At 34.0% G+C, this 17,204-nt stretch carries 19 protein-coding genes, 2 rRNA genes and 1 pseudogene; 15 read left to right on the forward strand and 7 right to left on the reverse strand.

The window, feature by feature from the left end; translation table 11 throughout:
• The 9 genes and pseudogenes from A9G43_RS07180 to A9G43_RS07220 form a co-directional block, all read left to right on the forward strand.
• Window positions 1–301, forward strand: a 23S ribosomal RNA gene (locus A9G43_RS07180); the annotation flags it as partial.
• Window positions 302–438: 137 nt separating this feature from the next.
• Window positions 439–554, forward strand: a 5S ribosomal RNA gene (gene rrf / locus A9G43_RS07185).
• A 119-nt stretch (window positions 555–673) separates the two neighbouring features.
• Window positions 674–1,237 carry a pseudouridine synthase gene (locus A9G43_RS07190; protein WP_065607851.1) on the forward strand — a complete coding sequence of 188 codons (564 nt, stop codon included), beginning with the start codon at window positions 674–676 and terminating at the stop codon, window positions 1,235–1,237.
• Window positions 1,238–1,409: 172 nt separating this feature from the next.
• Window positions 1,410–2,333: pseudogene (gene ftsY, locus A9G43_RS07195) on the forward strand (signal recognition particle-docking protein FtsY); the annotation flags it as partial.
• Window positions 2,334–2,342: 9 nt separating this feature from the next.
• A complete protein-coding gene (ftsE, locus tag A9G43_RS07200) occupies window positions 2,343–3,002 on the forward strand; it encodes a cell division ATP-binding protein FtsE (RefSeq protein ID WP_065607853.1) in 660 nt (219 codons plus the stop codon).
• Complete coding sequence (ftsX, locus tag A9G43_RS07205; protein WP_065607855.1) at window positions 3,002–3,973, forward strand: permease-like cell division protein FtsX; 972 nt, start codon at window positions 3,002–3,004, stop codon at window positions 3,971–3,973. The genes ftsE and ftsX overlap by 1 nt, the downstream gene beginning before the upstream one ends.
• Before the next feature lie 124 nt (window positions 3,974–4,097).
• Window positions 4,098–4,958 (forward strand): RNA polymerase sigma factor RpoH, encoded by an 861-nt coding sequence (rpoH, locus tag A9G43_RS07210; RefSeq protein ID WP_065607857.1) that lies wholly within the window; start codon window positions 4,098–4,100, stop codon window positions 4,956–4,958.
• Between the two features lie 171 nt (window positions 4,959–5,129).
• On the forward strand, window positions 5,130–5,708 hold the full coding sequence (locus A9G43_RS07215; RefSeq protein WP_065561295.1) for a DUF2975 domain-containing protein: 579 nt from the start codon (window positions 5,130–5,132) through the stop codon (window positions 5,706–5,708).
• A gap of 12 nt (window positions 5,709–5,720) precedes the next feature.
• Window positions 5,721–5,930, forward strand: coding sequence for a helix-turn-helix domain-containing protein (locus tag A9G43_RS07220; protein WP_034910784.1), 210 nt, complete (start codon window positions 5,721–5,723; stop codon window positions 5,928–5,930).
• A gap of 12 nt (window positions 5,931–5,942) precedes the next feature.
• Here A9G43_RS07220 and A9G43_RS07225 read toward each other — a convergent pair whose 3' ends face one another.
• The gene (locus A9G43_RS07225; RefSeq protein ID WP_065607859.1) at window positions 5,943–6,632 is read right to left on the reverse strand and encodes an aspartate/glutamate racemase family protein; all 690 of its coding nucleotides are present in this window, start codon (window positions 6,630–6,632) and stop codon (window positions 5,943–5,945) included.
• Window positions 6,633–6,760: 128 nt separating this feature from the next.
• Here A9G43_RS07225 and A9G43_RS07230 point away from each other — a divergent pair, with 128 nt between their 5' ends.
• On the forward strand, window positions 6,761–7,561 hold the full coding sequence (locus tag A9G43_RS07230; protein WP_065607860.1) for a hypothetical protein: 801 nt from the start codon (window positions 6,761–6,763) through the stop codon (window positions 7,559–7,561).
• A 56-nt stretch (window positions 7,562–7,617) separates the two neighbouring features.
• The gene (gene cobB, locus A9G43_RS07235) at window positions 7,618–8,301 is read left to right on the forward strand and encodes a Sir2 family NAD+-dependent deacetylase (RefSeq protein WP_065607862.1); all 684 of its coding nucleotides are present in this window, start codon (window positions 7,618–7,620) and stop codon (window positions 8,299–8,301) included.
• 3 nt (window positions 8,302–8,304) lie between these two features.
• Here cobB and mtgA read toward each other — a convergent pair whose 3' ends face one another.
• Together mtgA and mobB are read right to left on the reverse strand one after the other, a co-directional pair.
• On the reverse strand, window positions 8,305–8,997 hold the full coding sequence (gene mtgA, locus A9G43_RS07240; RefSeq protein WP_065607864.1) for a monofunctional biosynthetic peptidoglycan transglycosylase: 693 nt from the start codon (window positions 8,995–8,997) through the stop codon (window positions 8,305–8,307).
• 50 nt (window positions 8,998–9,047) lie between these two features.
• A complete protein-coding gene (mobB, locus tag A9G43_RS07245; RefSeq protein WP_065607866.1) occupies window positions 9,048–9,542 on the reverse strand; it encodes a molybdopterin-guanine dinucleotide biosynthesis protein B in 495 nt (164 codons plus the stop codon).
• An 85-nt stretch (window positions 9,543–9,627) separates the two neighbouring features.
• On the opposite strand from mobB, the gene A9G43_RS07250 reads away from it, so the two are divergent.
• The gene (locus tag A9G43_RS07250) at window positions 9,628–10,656 is read left to right on the forward strand and encodes a threonine aldolase family protein (RefSeq protein ID WP_065607868.1); all 1,029 of its coding nucleotides are present in this window, start codon (window positions 9,628–9,630) and stop codon (window positions 10,654–10,656) included.
• Between the two features lie 85 nt (window positions 10,657–10,741).
• On the opposite strand, the gene mobA is transcribed toward A9G43_RS07250, so the two are convergent.
• Window positions 10,742–11,326, reverse strand: a complete 585-nt coding sequence (gene mobA, locus A9G43_RS07255) for a molybdenum cofactor guanylyltransferase MobA (protein ID WP_065607870.1) — start codon at window positions 11,324–11,326, stop codon at window positions 10,742–10,744.
• A 145-nt stretch (window positions 11,327–11,471) separates the two neighbouring features.
• Here mobA and A9G43_RS07260 point away from each other — a divergent pair, with 145 nt between their 5' ends.
• Together A9G43_RS07260 and A9G43_RS07265 are read left to right on the forward strand one after the other, a co-directional pair.
• Window positions 11,472–11,741, forward strand: coding sequence for a YihD family protein (locus A9G43_RS07260; protein ID WP_065607872.1), 270 nt, complete (start codon window positions 11,472–11,474; stop codon window positions 11,739–11,741).
• A gap of 14 nt (window positions 11,742–11,755) precedes the next feature.
• Window positions 11,756–12,469 carry a DsbA family protein gene (locus A9G43_RS07265; protein ID WP_065607874.1) on the forward strand — a complete coding sequence of 238 codons (714 nt, stop codon included), beginning with the start codon at window positions 11,756–11,758 and terminating at the stop codon, window positions 12,467–12,469.
• A gap of 105 nt (window positions 12,470–12,574) precedes the next feature.
• On the opposite strand, the gene A9G43_RS07270 is transcribed toward A9G43_RS07265, so the two are convergent.
• Together A9G43_RS07270 and A9G43_RS07275 are read right to left on the reverse strand one after the other, a co-directional pair.
• Complete coding sequence (locus A9G43_RS07270; RefSeq protein ID WP_255308759.1) at window positions 12,575–14,572, reverse strand: MacB family efflux pump subunit; 1,998 nt, start codon at window positions 14,570–14,572, stop codon at window positions 12,575–12,577.
• Entirely contained in the window at window positions 14,544–15,737 is a 1,194-nt protein-coding gene (locus A9G43_RS07275; RefSeq protein WP_065607876.1) for an efflux RND transporter periplasmic adaptor subunit, read from the reverse strand. Before A9G43_RS07275 ends, A9G43_RS07270 begins: the two co-directional genes overlap by 29 nt.
• A 226-nt stretch (window positions 15,738–15,963) precedes the next feature.
• Here A9G43_RS07275 and A9G43_RS07280 point away from each other — a divergent pair, with 226 nt between their 5' ends.
• Window positions 15,964–16,254 (forward strand): YfhL family 4Fe-4S dicluster ferredoxin, encoded by a 291-nt coding sequence (locus A9G43_RS07280; RefSeq protein WP_255306917.1) that lies wholly within the window; start codon window positions 15,964–15,966, stop codon window positions 16,252–16,254.
• Between the two features lies 1 nt (window position 16,255).
• Here the strand turns inward: A9G43_RS07280 and ispH are convergent, their stop codons facing one another.
• Complete coding sequence (ispH, locus tag A9G43_RS07285) at window positions 16,256–17,203, reverse strand: 4-hydroxy-3-methylbut-2-enyl diphosphate reductase (RefSeq protein ID WP_065607878.1); 948 nt, start codon at window positions 17,201–17,203, stop codon at window positions 16,256–16,258.
• Window position 17,204: the final 1 nt, after the last annotated feature.

Genomic DNA, 17,204 nt, shown 5'->3' on the forward strand with positions numbered 1-17,204 from the left:
GACAGTTCGGTCCCTATCTGCCATGGGCGTAGGAAAATTGAGAGGGTTTGCTTCTAGTACGAGAGGACCGAAGTGAACGCACCGCTGGTGTTCGGGTTGTGATGCCAATTGCATTGCCCGGTAGCTACGTGCGGAATAGATAAGTGCTGAAAGCATCTAAGCACGAAACTAGCCTTGAGATGAGTTTTCCCTGAAGAGATTCAGTAAGGTCCGTTTGAGACTAAGACGTAGATAGGTCAGGTGTGTAAGTGTAGTGATACATTGAGCTAACTGATACTAATGAACCGAGAGTCTTAACCTTACAACTCGGAGTTGTTTTGGGTTACGCGATATTGAGTTGATTAAAAGTTGAAAGAACAGTTTGTTCCGGATTGAGAGATGAGTATTGATATGAGATAATGAATAGATATTGATACTGATTGAGAGAGACAGGATATGTCTGGCGGTAATAGCGCGGTGGTCCCACCTGACCCCATGCCGAACTCAGAAGTGAAACGCCGTAGTGCCGATGGTAGTGTGGGTATTACCCATGTGAGAGTAGGGTGCCGCCAGACTTTTAAATATAGAGAGCCTAGCAGCAATGCTGGGCTTTTTTGCTATTTATAGAAAATTATTGAATAGTATGTTACCGATTGTTTATATTAATTCTATTACTATAATAAATATTTAATAAATGAATACTTTAATAGCTTTTAATAAACCATCTAATGTTACGACTCAATTTTCGCCGCATGAAAAGTATCAGACATTAAAAAATTTTATAAACTTACCTAGGTTTTATCCTGCAGGTCGGTTAGATACTGATAGTGAAGGGCTATTATTGTTAACGAATGATGGTAAATTACAAGCTAAAATTAGCTCACCAAAATTTAAATTACCAAAAACCTATTGGGTGCAAGTTGAAGGACTTATCAATCAAAAGGCTATATATAAACTAAGAAAAGGTATACAATTAAAAGAATTTTATACTGCGCCAGCTACAGTAACCTTTCTTGACGAACCAACACAATTATGGAAAAGGGTTCCTCCCATTAGAGAACGTAAAACAATACCTACATCTTGGATTAGTATTACCATTTCTGAAGGCAAAAATCGACAAGTTAGACGAATGTGTGCTGCAGTTGGTTTTCCTTGTTTAAGACTGGTTAGAGTACAGATCGGTAAATACAATTTATTTGATCATCAGTTATTGTTAGGTGAATGGCGATATATCACAACTCAAAATCTTTATATCTAAAAAGTATTACTCATTGTTTATAAATAACTTATTATTCTTTTTATCATTGCGCAAAAAGATCTGGTAAAGAAACAAGACAGTCTTTTTTAGAATACATTGGGCTTTATTCTAAAATGAGATAAAATTATCTTAGAAATGATCATGGGATAAATTATTTATGGTTGAACAAAAAAAAGAAGGTTTTTTCTCTCGTTTAAAAAAAGGTCTTTTTAAGACTAAACAAAATATTGGTTCTGGTTTTCTCAGTTTATTTAAAGGGAAAAGGATCGATGATGCTTTATTTGAAGAATTAGAAGAGCAGTTACTTATTGCCGATGTGGGTTTTGACACAACACAAAAAATTATTGATACCTTAACTAAACAAGCATCAAGAAAAGAACTAAAAGATGCTGACGCATTACATGGTCTTTTAAAACAAGAAATGAAATCTATTTTAGATGGAGTAGACAAGCCCTTTGATATAGAAAGTCATAAGCCATTTGTAATATTGATGGTTGGTGTTAATGGTGTTGGAAAAACAACAACAATTGGTAAATTGGCTCGTCAATTTCAACAACAAGGCAAATCGGTTATGCTTGCGGCGGGTGATACCTTTCGGGCAGCGGCTGTTGAACAATTACAAGTTTGGGGAGAACGGAATAACATCCCAGTTATTGCACAACATACCAATGCAGATTCTGCTTCTGTCATATATGATGCAATACAAGCAGCAAAAGCAAAAAAGATAGATATATTAATAGCTGATACCGCAGGACGCTTACAAAACAAATCTCATTTAATGGATGAGCTAAAAAAAATAGTACGCGTAATTAAGAAACACGATGAAACAGCCCCGCATGAAATTATGTTAACTATTGATGCTGGTACTGGCCAAAATGCAATTAGCCAAACCAAGCTATTTAATGAAGCTGTTGGTGTCACAGGGATGACCTTAACTAAATTAGATGGTACTGCAAAAGGGGGAATTATCTTTAGCATTGCCGATCAGTTTAATATTCCTATTCGTTATATTGGTGTCGGGGAAAAAATTGAAGATCTAAGGCCTTTTATTGCTGATGATTTTATCAATGCTCTGTTTGATGAAACAGATGAATAGAGATCAATCATGATTCAATTTCAGCGTGTAAGTAAAGTGTATTCTGGTGGAAAACCTGCACTACAAAATATTAGCTTCACTTTATTACCTGGTGAAATGGCTTTTTTGACTGGACACTCTGGTGCAGGTAAAAGTACGCTAATGAGATTAATCTGTGGTTTAGAGAGAGCGAATGATGGCAACGTACTGTTAAATGGCGTTGATGTTTCAAGTTTAAGACGCCAAGAAATGCCATTTTTACGTCGCACAATTGGTATGATTTTTCAAGATCACCAATTACTGATGGATCACACTGTTTATGATAACGTGGCTATTCCATTAATCATTTTAGGCAAACCTGCTGAAGAAATTAAAAGAAGAGTTTCCGCTTCACTGGATAAAGTTGGATTACTCAATAAGATGAAATTTTATCCGATACAGCTATCAGGTGGTGAACAGCAACGAGTGGGTATTGCTCGCGCTATTGTTAATCGCCCGAGTGTTTTGCTTGCTGATGAACCGACGGGTAATTTAGATGACAAACTTTCAAAAGATATCTTAAAGCTTTTTGAGGAATTTAATCAAGCTGGTGTAACGGTTTTGATGGCAACGCATAATATGGGACTTATACGACGCAAACACCATCGGATACTGCATTTAACTCAAGGGCATTTAGAGGTTAAAAATTAATGACTTTTGCTAATATTAAACCTACTAAATCGAAGAATAAAGACGAAAATAGCTTTTTTTCTCGTTGGAAAAGACAAATCGGTTATGCTTGGCGCAACACGTTTAATGACTTTTCTCAGCATATTATTGCCTCACTACTGACCATTTTTGTTATTGCCATTTCAATTACTTTACCAACTATCAGCTATTTACTTTGGAAAAACGCCAATCAAACAGCACAGCAATGGAACCCAACGCCTAATTTAACTGTTTATATAAATAAAGCGTTAACATCAGAACAAACGACTGAATTGGTCACTAAACTTAAATCTTATCATGAAGTCGATCGTGTCAAATATCTTTCTCAAGATGAAACAAAAGAAGAATTTCAAACATGGTCTGGATTTAGTAATGCACTAGATTTACTAGACGAAAATCCATTACCTGCAGTAGCAATTGTTATACCAAAAGACGAAGCAAAAAAGACAGTTATATTGCATCAATTGCAAACGGAATTACTTACTATTGATGGTATTGATGATATAAAATTAGATGATAGTTGGTTTACTCGTTTAACTGCGTTAACTAATATGGTTAAATCTATCGTATGGATTATTTCTATATTTATGATTATAGCTGTATCCCTTGTGATAGGTAACAGCATCCGTTTAAATATATTCTCTAGAAAACAGACGATCATCGTTATGCAATTAATTGGAGCAACAGAAGGATTTATTTTGCGTCCTTTTCTTTATAGTGGGATTTTTATAGGCTTTATTAGTGCTATTATATCGTTACTGTTATCAGAAATATTTATTTATCAAATAGAGTCAATTATATTGAAAGTTTCAGATGCTTTTGGAACAATAATTCATATTGAAGGACTATTATGGGATGAAAGTTTATTGATTATACTTATAACCATTAGTATTGGATGGCTTTCATCATTAATTGCGACTAAAAAATATTTAAAAATAGCGCAAATTGTTTAGTTATTTTAGCTAAAATAATGAACTAATTTATAATTTATTGGTCTAATCTTTAACGAACGGTAGTTTAACGTTTTATTGTTGCATACTTAATGTAGCAAAATTTATTATTTAAAGGGGGAATTAAATGAGTACTGATTTAAAAATGCAAGTAGGTGCTTTAATCCCACAAGGAAATATAGAATCATACCTTCGCATGATTAACACCTACCCAATGTTAACTGCAGAAGAAGAAAAATCATTAGGTGAAAAACTCTATTATCACGATGATGTAGATGCAGCTCGCCAGTTAATTTTATCTCATTTACGATTTGTGGCACATATTGCCCGTGGTTATTCAGGTTATGGCTTACCACAAGCGGACTTAATTCAAGAAGGTAATATTGGCTTGATGAAAGCGGTACGTCGATTTAATCCTGAAATGGGCGTTCGCTTGGTCTCATTTGCTGTGCACTGGATAAAAGCTGAAATCCACGAATACGTATTGAAAAATTGGCGTATTGTTAAAGTTGCAACAACAAAAGCGCAAAGAAAGTTATTTTTTAATCTAAGAAAGACTAAACAACGTTTAGGATGGTTCAGTAATGCTGAAGTGGACATGGTGGCTGATGAGCTAGGTGTAAGTCGTAAAGATGTACTTGAAATGGAATCACGTATGTCAGCACAAGATATGTCATTTGATATAGATAGTGATGACGATGATAATTCAATTATTGCACCGGCGCTTTACTTAGAAGATAGCAATTCTGATTTCTCAAAATCAATTGAAAATGATAATTGGGAAAATGATGCAACAGATAAGCTACACGATGCATTATTAAAATTAGATGAACGTAGTCAAGATATAATTAAAGCACGTTGGTTGGATCCTGATGAAAGCAAATCAACACTACAAGTTTTGGCTGATAAATATAGTGTTTCAGCGGAGCGTATTCGCCAACTTGAAAAAAATGCAATGAAAAAATTAAAAGTTGCTATTCAAGCATAATTTTTATTAATGTTAACTTCCTAAGCCTTACTTTTAAAAAAGTAAGGTTTTTTTTATAATTTAAAAAATTCAAACAATAAAAACTTATCGTTTTATTTTAATTTTTTATTGTTTAATAAACTCCCCAATGCTATACTGTGTTCACTTTTTATAAAACGAAAGGATCTAAAAATGAACACAGATATGACTAAAACACATTCTCGATTGAATCAATATTGTCGATTTATGACATTATTAACATTAATTCCAATTCTAATTTTGTTAATTAGCGCAGTGTCTCCACTCTTATATTATTTTTTTGATATACCAAATCTTGGACTTGAATTCGCAGGGTTTTCTTTTTTCACTAGTGGGGGAGATTATGTTGATCCTAAATCCTTAGCAGGATGGCAAGCGGCTATCGCAACATTAATGGATACTTCATTAATACTTCTTTTAGTTTATGCGTTTTATCAACTTAGACTACTGTTTATCAATTACAGTCAATCCGAATATTTCTCAGTAAAATCAGCCAACCATTGTTACATCTTTGGCAAATTGCTTGTTTGTTGGGTGGTTATAAGTTTTTTATCTGAACCTTTATTAACAACGATCTTAACTTATAATCAAGAGGAATCAGCACGTTACTTTTCTATTTCTTTTTCTAGTGATGAAATTATAACGTTATTTCTTGCGATTAGTATTATGCTCATTGGTCAAATACTAAAAAAGGCCTGCCAACTAGCTGAAGAAAATAAACAATTTATTTAAAAGGAGTCATCTGTGCCAATTATAATAAATTTAGACGTAATGCTTGCTAAACGTAAAGTTAAATCAAAAGATCTAGCGGTAGCAGTTGGTATTACAGAACAAAATTTATCATTACTTAAGCAAGGTAAAGTAAAAGGATTTAGACTAGCAACACTCGAAGCAATCTGCAAACATCTAGATTGCCAACCAGGTGATATACTAGAATATACCAACGAAGAATAACTTATTAACTTATTAACTTATTGCAAGTAATGCTGCCTCTTGTGCGTGAATTAAGGCTGTATCAAAAAAAGGTATATTACGATCGGATTGAGAGATTAATAACCCAATTTCCGTGCAGCCTAAAATAACACCTTCTGCGCCATTTTTAACGAGTTTATCAACAATATTAAGATAGGCTTGCTTAGAATCAGGCTGAATAATACCTTTGCAAAGTTCATCATAAATGATCTCATTAATAATATTTCTGTCTTGAGATTCAGGAATAAGCACATTTAAATTTTTATCGATCAGTTTAGATTTATAAAAGTCCTGCTCCATTGTATATTTAGTCCCTAACAAAGCGACCGATTTAATATTTTGTGCGAGTAAATGTTTAGCTGTCACATCGGCAATATGAATAATCGGAATATTAATTGCTTTTTGGATTTGATCTGCAACTTTATGCATAGTATTGGTACAAATAACAATAAAATCTGCACCAGCTAATTCAACTCTTTTAGCCGCATCAATTAAAATTTCTGCGCTTTTGTTCCACTCATTATTGGCTTGGCAACTTTCAATCGCTTGAAAATCAACACTATATAAAATTATTTTTGCTGAATGCAGGCCACCTAATGATTTGGCAATAGTTTTATTAATAACTTGATAATAAGTTGTGGTGCTTTCCCAACTCATCCCCCCGATTAAACCGATTGTTTTCATTTTTCATATACCTAAAATTTATTTATTTTTTGTTAACTCGTTTTACTAAATAGTAGAATAGCTATGTTATAAAGTCTATATAAAAAATAATGTAGTTATAAATATGGCCTTTAAGGTAACAATCTCAAATGAAGAAAGGAAAAAAACAGTTATGGCTTGCATTGATTATTTATTTCATACTTTCCTTGCCCTGCTTTGCCGATCTCAAAGTGATTCTTTGTGATAACAAATATCAAAAGATAGCACCTGTTCCAAAGGCGATAGGTAACGGTCAAGATCCCAAAAACAACCTTTATTGGGCCGTGGCTTATGGCTTTAAAACCTATTTTGCTAAACAAAAAGAGTGTCAAGTTGTACAAATTAATCGACCAAGATCAGGAAAAATATTAGAAGAAATAATTTACAAACACCAAGACAAAGATGTCTATCTAATTGCACAGGCGTATAATGGCAAATATATTAATAATACGGTTGATGATTTTATTGATTATTCAGCAGGCAAAAAGGCAAAAGCGTTTAAATTAGATAATAAAACAGTGATAGCGGGGGGAAGTGCAGATCTGGTTATCTATATTGGTCATGATTCACTAATGGAATGGTCATGGAAAAAATATTTACCTGATAGCTGGCGCTGGGAAACGTTATCAAAAGAACAACAAGAAAAACAAAAATCACGTTATGCGGCAGTATTTGCTTGCAAAAGCCAACAATATTTTACGTCACCACTATCGAGACTAGGTATTACCCCACTTATTTTAACTTTGCACCGTATGGCGCCCGAAGCTTATAGTGTACACGCAATGATTAACAGTTGGTTAAATGGTGAATCAAAGGCTGATATTCGATTAAAAGTGGCAAGCACCTACAGTCAATATCAAAAACTCAGCAAGCCTGCTTTGCATATTTTTACCACAGAATACAGCCAATAATTGGCTAATATTTTGTTTTCAATAACCTTAGATAAATTGTAAAGGTGTAATGAATTATGACAATACCAAAAATAGTTATTCTAACCGGTGCTGGTATTTCTGCCGAATCGGGTTTATCAACCTTTCGTGCCCAAAATGGATTATGGGAAGGTTATGATGTTAATGATGTAGCAACTTACGAAGGCTATATACGCAACCCAACAGCGGTACATGATTTTTATAATATGTTACGCCGTAAATTACAAAATCCAGACGTAAAACCGAACGCAGCCCACTTTGCGCTAGCTGAATTAGAACAGAAATTAGGTACTGATAACGTCTTAATTGTGACACAAAATGTGGATAACTTACACGAACAAGCCGGATCTAAAAATATTATTCACATGCATGGTGAATTATTAAAAGTCCGTAATGAAAAAACAGGACAGATAATTGGTTGCTTTAACGATGTGAATTATCAACAAAACAAATTCATTCGCCCACACATAGTCTGGTTTGGTGAAATTCCGCTACAAATGGAACAAATTTATAATGCGCTTTTGCAAGCAGATTACTTTATATCCATAGGCACATCTGGCAATGTCTATCCTGCTGCTGGATTTGTACAAATGGCTAATCAAGCTGGCGCTAAATCGATTGAACTTAATTTAGAGCCCAGCTTAGGTGAAAGCCTGTTTCAAACCAAAATTTACGGACCAGCAAGTAAAATTGTTCCTGAATTTATTAAAAAATTTATCTAACTATTATTCAAGTTTATCTAAATAATACTTACCACCCAAATTATTTATTTGGGTACGAATCCATTTTGCTTTTCTTTGAATATTGCTATTGGGCTTAACAGGACTCCATTTTCTTGGATTGGGTAAAATAGCAGCCAGTAAACTTGCCTGAGTGGAAGTTAATTGGTTAGCACTAACGTTGAAATAGTGGCGAGAAGCTGCTTCAATACCAAAAACTCCCTCATCCCATTCAACGCTATTTAAGTAAATTTCGAGTATGCGCTGTTTAGACCAAGTAAGCTCAATCCAAAGCGTAAACCACGACTCAAACCCTTTACGAACCCAGCTACGCGATGGCCATAAAAAAATATTTTTGGCAACTTGCTGTGTAATTGTGCTGGCGCCGTGAATTTTCTTATTATTTTGATTATGTTTTAAAGCACGATTAATTGCCTTTAAATCAAATCCCCAATGATTAGAAAAGTTTTGATCTTCGGCAGCAATAACTGCCATTTTAATATTATCAGAGATTTGCTCCCAATCTTTCCATGTGCGTTGTTGATTAATATCCCAATGAGTGATTTTTCTTTCTACCATTAGCATAGAACCAAAAGGATTAACCCAACGCATTAATAGAACAAGGAAAACGGACAATAGCATAAATCCAATTATCACTTCTTTAATTGTTCTCAAGATTTTTTTGAATAAAGGTTTCATGCTGATTCAGATAAAATAACGTAAAAAATTAGCAAATAAGATACGATATATTATTGATTAAATAAATAACTTTTTATGAATTCAACAATCTGAATTGGTTTATTTATATCAAAAACTGGTAAAGAAATATCTAATGGCTCATCACTCACTACCGCTATTGTAAACTCGTCAATATAGAGTGCTTTTTTATTTATTTTACGATGGCAAATAATTTTAGGAATCTTTTCGTTTTTAAATCCTTCAATCAATATAATTTCAACATCTTTAAATTGGTTAATTAATGTGATTAAATCTATTGGTTTGTTTTGTGTTTCGCAAATCAAAGCATATCGATTATCACAAGCAACAATTGTTTGTAACGATCCAGCTTTACGTAATTCATAGCTATCTTTACCAGGAATATCGATGCCAATATCGTGATGAGCATGTTTTAAAGTACCCACTTTAAAATTTTGTTCAACGAGTAACGAAACGATTTTTTTCAATAATGTTGTTTTACCACTACTACTATAGCCACTAATGCCGATAATTTTTTGGTTGTTCATAGAATCCTTTTTTCAAAAGTGTTATATTGCAATGTGCAATTAATATTGCATCATTTTATACAATGCTAACGATAAAGGTAACCATATGTATGATTTTTTGAATGATTATAATCAGACTGTCCATCCCAAATTGCTCAAGAGTTTTATTGATATTACTGAGCAAAAATTTAGTGGTTATGGTTTAGACCAATGTTGTAATCAAGCAAGAGAAAGCATAAAAAAACAATTACAGTCGCCCAATGCTGATATTCATTTTATGCTTGGTGGTACTATTACTAATTTGACGGTAATTTCTCATATTTTACGACCTTATCAGGCGGTAATTGCTGCTGATACAGGGCATGTAAATGTACATGAAACAGGTGCCATTGAAGCAACGGGCCATAAAGTATTAACAGTCCAAACTGAAGATGGAAAATTAACTCCTGAACTACTCAAGTCGGTGTTAACTTATCATTGTGATGAGCATATGGTACAACCTAAGCTTGTATATATATCAAATACAACTGAACTAGGTACTATATATACTAAGCAAGAACTAAAGAGATTATATCAATTTTGCCAAAAAAATCACCTTTATCTTTACTTAGATGGTGCTCGTTTGGCAATGGCTTTAGCTGCAAATGGTAATGATATATCTTTTCCTGACTTAGCAAAATACACAGATGTATTTTATATTGGTGGTACAAAAGTTGGTGCTTTTGCTGGTGAAGCGGTAGTGTTTAATAACTTATCAGTTAATCAAAATTTCCGTTTCAGTATGAAACAAAAAGGAGCAATTTTAGCAAAAAGCTGGATTGTGGGTTCACAAATGAATGTATTGATGCAAAATAATCTTTATTTAGAACTGGGTAAACACAGTAATAACATGGCTAATAAATTAAAACAACTTTTTGAAAATATTGGATTAACATTTATAACGAAACCACAAAGTAACCAGTTGTTTGTTAATTTTCCTAATAAGCTAGCTAAAAAAATTCTTACACATTATGCTGTTGATAATCTTGGTCAAACGGACTCTAACCATATCGGTTTGCGGTTTTGTACTTCATGGTCTACTCAAGATGAAGATATAGAGTTGTTTGCTAAACAATTAAGAAAGTGGTTAGCATAACATATTGATAAGCATAATAAGATTAGATAAATAATCAATTATATTGGTTATATTATCAATTGATTATACATTTATCTTATTTTGGTTACTTTGCTTGCTGATTTGCCCGTTTTAGTTCTTCAAGTGTATTAATATTAATAAAACAAGACGCTTTATCATTAAAGTCGACTGATTTTGCATTAACTTGTTCTAAAAATAACATTAATTTACGATTGCCTTGTTCTAAATAAATTTTTAGTTGCTGGGCAACTGTTTTATGAATAAGCAGAATGATTGGATGGTGGTATTTCTCATCAAAAGGATAGATTGCTTGATGATTTTGCATATATTTTGATAAACGTGTGATTAAATCATTAGGCAAAAATGGCGTATCACAACTGACAAATAAATTCCAATCGGTTTTGCTGCGTAATAAGCCACTGTAAATACCCGATAACGGCCCGCAAAATCCTGCTATGTCATCACTAAATACCGGATAACCAGCTATTTGGTATTGTTCAGTATGACGATTGCAATTAATCATAATTGCATCAACGTGAGGTTTTATGCAATCAATGACATGTTGGTAAAGTGGTTTTTGATGTAATAATAACAGTCCTTTGTCGTTGCCATTCATGCGGGTACTTTTACCTCCAGCTAGAATGATTGCAGTAATAGAGGGTTTTTCCATAAATTATTTCTCTTTTACGTTGCGAAAAAACAAAATAACATTACTATATAGCAAAGTTATTGCAAGTCGTAGCGTATCATTTTTTTATGATTGCTTAATTATCATTATCTTCGAAAGGTTTGAAGATTTACTAAAGGTAACAATTATGAAATGTCATCGTATTGATGAAGTAATGGAATTATTGCAATCCGCATGGGAAGGCGATTCTGATCTTAATTTATTACAATTTTTAGCTAAATTAGGTAAAGAGGCTGGTTTTGAAGGTGAATTAAAAGATTTGAGTGATGAAGTTTTAATTTATCATTTAAAAATGCGAGGTTCGGATAAGAATGATGTTATTCCGGGTCTAAAAAAAGATTATGAAGAAGATTTTAAAACCGCATTGTTAAAAGCTCGTGGGATTATAAAAGAATAAGGAGAATCATTAAAATGAAAAAAACACTTATCGCAATTAGTATTTTACTTTTTTCTGTAAACTGTTTTGCAAATGAAAGCCCAACTATTACTAAGGCTGACACGTCAACGAATGTATTTGAGCCGATTGAATTAGGTAAACAATATGCTGCGCTACCAACTAATCCATCGCCAGACAAAGAAGTTATTGAGTTCTTTTCGTTTAATTGCCCAAGCTGTTTTAGATTTGAAATTCAAAATCAAGGCTCCCAAACGATTAGTAAAGCTTTACCAGAAGGAGTCAAATTTAAACGCTACCACTTAGAAGATTTTGGACCATTAGCTAAAGATCTTGCGCAAGCATGGGCTGTGGCTAATGTACTAGGTATAGAAGATAAAGCTTCAGATGCACTTTATAATGCTGTTCAAAAAGATAAAACAATAAAAACAGCAGATGACATTAAAGCTGTTTTTGAAAAATTAGGTGTTAGTAATGAAGTGTACGATAAAACTAAAGATAGCTTTTTGGTTAATGCGTTTATGGCACAACAAGCAGATGCGATTAAAGAGATGAAACCAGATTCAATCCCTATGGTTATTGTTAATCGTAAGTTTTTTATCATATCAAATCAACTTAATGTAACTAGTGATGATGCATTTATTAATGATTATGCAAGAGTTACTGCATTTGTAGCAGGGTTAGATCCTCATGCAAAAATAGAAGAAAAAGCGCATTCTGATAAAAAATAAATGGTTAAAAAGTTTAGAAACAACATAAGTTAATCACTTATGTTTGACGTTTTAAGTCCCATTGTACCATTTTGTACAATGGGATTTTTTATTATAGTAAAATTGCTATTCTCGTTCTAAAGCATAAATTGGATCGAGTTTAGCTGCCCGTCTAGCAGGGAAATAACCAAAAATAATACCAATTATGCTTGAAAAACTAAATGCCGCTATAATAGCTATTGCCGAGAAATTCATTGCAAATGATGTAACAACAGAATTAAAAATAAACCCGATGGCAAACGAGAGTACAATACCTATTGTTCCGCCAATTAAACATACTAATACAGCTTCAATTAAAAATTGCTGTAATATGTCGCTTGACCGAGCACCAACGGCCATTCGTACGCCAATTTCTCGAGTTCTTTCTGTGACTGATACTAACATGATATTCATCACACCAATACCGCCAACAACGAGTGAAATCAGCGCAATAGCCGAAACCAATAACGTCATTACCCAAGCGGATGAGTTGATTGTTTCTCGTATATTGTCGGAATTAAAGATGAAAAAATCTTTTGTACCATGTCGTTGTAACATAATTCGATTAATAGCTTGTTCGGCAACAGATAAATTAACATTATCTTTAACACGTACCGTAATGCTTTTTAAAGATGTTTGACCTACCATGCGGTTAATTACAGTAGTATAAGGTAACCAAACATTCAGGCTTTCATTGCTACCAAATCCTTGCTGTTGTTTAGTTGCAACACCAATTATTCTTACTGGTAACTGTCCAACCATTAAAATTTTTCCAATTGGGTTTTGATTTGCAAATAACCGTTTAACAGTATTGTCATCAATCACTGCATCTTGTGCCGAGGCAATAATACTTGCTTCATCAAAAGATTTTCCTTGAGAAATAGTGTAACCACGAACCGCAAAAAATTGCTCCCCTACACCATTTACTGTTCCAGTTACTGCTAAATTATTAATTCGGAAATAAACACTGGTTGCAAGGTTAGGAGTCGTACTGTGGACAAAGTTTTGTTGCGCCAAAAAATCTGCGTCTGATGAGCGTAATGTAGTAATTTTATCCGCATTACGATCACCAAAGCCCGATCCTGCATAGATTTCTAACGTGCTAGTTCCTAATGAGTTAATGTTAGATAAAATTTTCTGCTTTGTACCTTGTCCTAATGCAACAACAGAGACTACCGAGGCAATACCAATAATTATGCCTAACATGGTTAAAAATGTCCGTAGTCGCTGCGAAAGCATTGATAGCATAGCCATTTTAAAAGCATCGCGAAAACGGTAATATTTTGCCAGTAGATTATCTTGGGTTCTGGTTGCTTCGATTTGCTTAACTTGCCGATTATCATTTTGTTTAGATTGATAATTAGGGTTAATAGAATCAGAAATAATATTACCGTCACTAATTTCAACAATCCTTTGGGCACTTTGGGCAATATTTGAATCGTGGGTAACAATAATAACAGTGTGACCTTGTTGATGTAATTCTTGTAATATAGCCATCACTTCTAAACCGCTTTTACGGTCGAGTGCTCCCGTTGGTTCATCAGCTAAAATGATTTGTCCACCGTTAATTAAAGCTCTGGCAATACTGACCCGCTGTTGTTGCCCTCCAGATAACTGGTTAGGTTTATTGTGGATTTTTTCGGCAAGCCCTAAACGTGTTAAAATTTCGCCCGCTCTTTTTTGACGTTGTTCATTGGTAACACCAGCATAAATAGCAGGAATTTCTACATTACCTTGTGCGGTTAATGCATTTAATAAATGGTAACGTTGAAAGATAAAACCAAAATGCTCTCGGCGTAACTGAGCTAACTCATCAGGTGACAATTCACTTGTTGTGCGTCCTCCAATAGAATAAGTGCCTGAGGTTGGTTTATCTAAACAGCCTAAAATATTCATCAAAGTGGATTTACCCGATCCTGATGAGCCAATAATCGCCACCATTTCACCTGCATTAATTGTCAGATTTATGCTTTTAAGAACCTGTATGGTTGAATCGCCTGCTGGAAATTCACGAACAATATTCTCAAGCTTAATAAGAGGTATATTATTGACCATATTAGAATCGAATCCTTGGGGCTCTTGCATTATTACCACCTAGTGAAGCACCATTAGTGCCACTGACCACAACCATATCACCCTCTTTAATCCCTGATTTTATCTCAACATTGACATTATTATCGATACCCAAAGTAACTTCATGTTCTTCGATCTCATTATGTTTATCTAACAGGTAAATAATGGCTTTATTATTGCTCAATTTTTTTTGAATTGCTTGAGATGGAATGGTTAGTACATCTTTTGCTTCAGACAAGACAATATAAACTTGCGCTGTCATTGAAATTCTTAACACATGGTCGGGATTATCTACATCAAATAATCCATTATAATAAATTGCGCTTTTTGTTGTTGATGATGAACTTAACGAGGTTGTTTCAGTATTAATTGAGTCTGGTGCAGGCTCTATAGCCCTTAGCGTTAAACCATCAAAACGTCTATTAGGTTGGCCTAAAATGGTAAAGTAAACAGGCATTCCTTTTTTTACATTGATCACATCGGCTTCAGAAATTTGCGCTTCAATGGTCATTTTATCAAGTTGCGCTACTTTAACAATGGTTGGTGCACTTTGAACAGAGTTAACAGTTTGTCCTTCATTGACTGGAATTGCAACAATCACTCCATCAATGGGAGAGCGAATTTTAGTATATCCCAAATTAACTTTGGCGGTATCGACTGCAATTTGTGCTTTAACAATATCAGCATCAAGTGCTGCAATATCGGCTTTGATTGCATCGAGTTCGGCTTTTGCAGCATCTAACTCCGATTGAACGCCAACGCCTTTATGAACGAGTTTATACTGGCGATCATAGGTTAATTGATTGTTAACAAACCTCGCTTTTTTTGCTTCACGTTGTGCCTCTAAACTATTAAGTGACGCTTCAGATTGTTTTAAATCATTGCTTTGTTTAAGATCGTCAATCTCAGCAATCATATCGCCTTGTTTAACTTCATCGCCCAATTCAACATAGAGTTTTTTAATTTGTCCAGAAACCTGCGCACCAACACTAACTTGTTTAAAAGCACTAATTGTTCCATCAGCTAGTACGGTTTTTTCAATATTACCTTTGGTAACTGGTGAGGTAATATAATCAACTTTAGGTTCTGAATCAGATATAGCTAAGTATGCAATATAAATAATTGCAAAGAAGATAGTAGCTATAACGATATATTTAATTTTAATCGACTTTAACAATCCTTTTCATCCTTTAATTTATTTGAATTTTTTATATTTTATCTTATTAAATAAAATGGTATTGATAATCATTCTTAATAAATTGTAATAATTATGAAAATTATCTAGTACAAATTCTCTATTTTAGGCTAAAACAACATAATTTCCTGAATTTTTTTACAAAAATTGAAGTATTCAATAAGCGATAACGCGATCTTTATTCGGATTTATTGGTGATTACGCTATAATGGCACAAATTTTTGTAATTGGTAAAGTTAGAAGAACAATGGCGTTAAAAATAACCAATAAATGTATTAATTGTGACATGTGTGAGCCTGAGTGCCCAAATGAGGCAATCTCAATGGGGTTTGATACTTATGAAATTGATCCCAATAAATGTACAGAATGTGTCGGTTATTATGATCATTCGACTTGTCAGCGAGTCTGCCCTATTCAAAATGCCATTATTGCGGATCCTGAACATATTGAAACAAAAGAAGAGTTATTAGTAAAATTTGAGGGGCTTAAGTCTTCTTAAATCAGTTTAATTTAATATCAATTCGAAGTTCTTTTGGAATTTCAAAAGTGATATTTTCTAAAATGCCATCTGTCTCAATAAGCGATGTACAACCTAAGTTTTTTAAATGATCAATCACCTGCTGTACTAAAATCTCAGGCGCAGAAGCTCCTGCTGTTACGCCGATCGTATGTGTGTTTATTAACCACTCTTTTTGGATGTCAGATGCAAAATCAATTAAATAAGCTTGTTTGCTGTTTCGCCTTGCTAGCTCGGCTAGGCGATTTGAATTAGACGAATTTTTAGAACCTACGACTAAAACAATGTCTGCGCGTGATGATAATTGTTTCACTGCTTGCTGGCGATTGGTTGTGGCATAGCAGATATCATTTTTGCGTGGGCTGCGAATATTAGGAAAACGTTTTTTTAAAGCATCTATAATTTGAGCCGTATCATCAACGGATAACGTTGTTTGAGTGGTAAAGCAAAGATTATTTTCGTTTTTTACCTGTAGCTTTTTTACATCATCAATTGATTCGATTAAATAAATACCACCTTCGGGATTGCTATATTGTCCCATTGTACCATCTACTTCAATATGCCCAGCATGGCCGATTAAAATAACTTCTTCACCACGATAACTCGATCTAGCCACTTCCATATGTACTTTGGTTACAAGTGGGCAAGTGGCATCAAAAACACGGAGTTTACGTTGTTTGGCTTCCTCACGGATAGCTTTAGACACTCCATGCGCTGAAAAGATAAGAATTGAGTTATCGGGTACTTCGCTAATATCTTCAATGAAAATTGCCCCTAATTCTTTTAGGCGATTAACGACATAGCGATTGTGTACTACTTCGTGACGGACATAAACTGGTGCGCCAAACAATTCTAGTGCGCGTTCAACAATTGTGATAGCACGATCAACACCAGCGCAAAAACCGCGAGGATTGGCCAAAATAATTTGCATA

This window comes from Gilliamella sp. Occ3-1, assembly GCF_001690655.1.
GTDB lineage: Bacteria > Pseudomonadota > Gammaproteobacteria > Enterobacterales > Orbaceae > Gilliamella > Gilliamella apicola_P.

Excerpts from the sequence above, each read along its gene's own strand:
- A9G43_RS07265 (WP_065607874.1), top strand. The coding sequence starts at position 11,756 with ATGAAAAAAACACTTATCGCAATTAGTATTTTACTTTTTTCTGTAAAC.
- A9G43_RS07190 (WP_065607851.1), top strand. The coding sequence starts at position 674 with ATGAATACTTTAATAGCTTTTAATAAACCATCTAATGTTACGACTCAA.
- cobB (WP_065607862.1), top strand. The coding sequence starts at position 7,618 with ATGACAATACCAAAAATAGTTATTCTAACCGGTGCTGGTATTTCTGCC.
- A9G43_RS07280 (WP_255306917.1), top strand. The coding sequence starts at position 15,964 with ATGGCACAAATTTTTGTAATTGGTAAAGTTAGAAGAACAATGGCGTTA.
- A9G43_RS07270 (WP_255308759.1), bottom strand. The coding sequence starts at position 14,572 with ATGCAAGAGCCCCAAGGATTCGATTCTAATATGGTCAATAATATACCT.
- mobB (WP_065607866.1), bottom strand. The coding sequence starts at position 9,542 with ATGAACAACCAAAAAATTATCGGCATTAGTGGCTATAGTAGTAGTGGT.
- A9G43_RS07230 (WP_065607860.1), top strand. The coding sequence starts at position 6,761 with ATGAAGAAAGGAAAAAAACAGTTATGGCTTGCATTGATTATTTATTTC.
- A9G43_RS07260 (WP_065607872.1), top strand. The coding sequence starts at position 11,472 with ATGAAATGTCATCGTATTGATGAAGTAATGGAATTATTGCAATCCGCA.
- mobA (WP_065607870.1), bottom strand. The coding sequence starts at position 11,326 with ATGGAAAAACCCTCTATTACTGCAATCATTCTAGCTGGAGGTAAAAGT.
- A9G43_RS07225 (WP_065607859.1), bottom strand. The coding sequence starts at position 6,632 with ATGAAAACAATCGGTTTAATCGGGGGGATGAGTTGGGAAAGCACCACA.
- ftsX (WP_065607855.1), top strand. The coding sequence starts at position 3,002 with ATGACTTTTGCTAATATTAAACCTACTAAATCGAAGAATAAAGACGAA.
- ispH (WP_065607878.1), bottom strand. The coding sequence starts at position 17,203 with ATGCAAATTATTTTGGCCAATCCTCGCGGTTTTTGCGCTGGTGTTGAT.
- mtgA (WP_065607864.1), bottom strand. The coding sequence starts at position 8,997 with ATGAAACCTTTATTCAAAAAAATCTTGAGAACAATTAAAGAAGTGATA.
- rpoH (WP_065607857.1), top strand. The coding sequence starts at position 4,098 with ATGAGTACTGATTTAAAAATGCAAGTAGGTGCTTTAATCCCACAAGGA.
- A9G43_RS07250 (WP_065607868.1), top strand. The coding sequence starts at position 9,628 with ATGTATGATTTTTTGAATGATTATAATCAGACTGTCCATCCCAAATTG.
- ftsE (WP_065607853.1), top strand. The coding sequence starts at position 2,343 with ATGATTCAATTTCAGCGTGTAAGTAAAGTGTATTCTGGTGGAAAACCT.
- A9G43_RS07215 (WP_065561295.1), top strand. The coding sequence starts at position 5,130 with ATGAACACAGATATGACTAAAACACATTCTCGATTGAATCAATATTGT.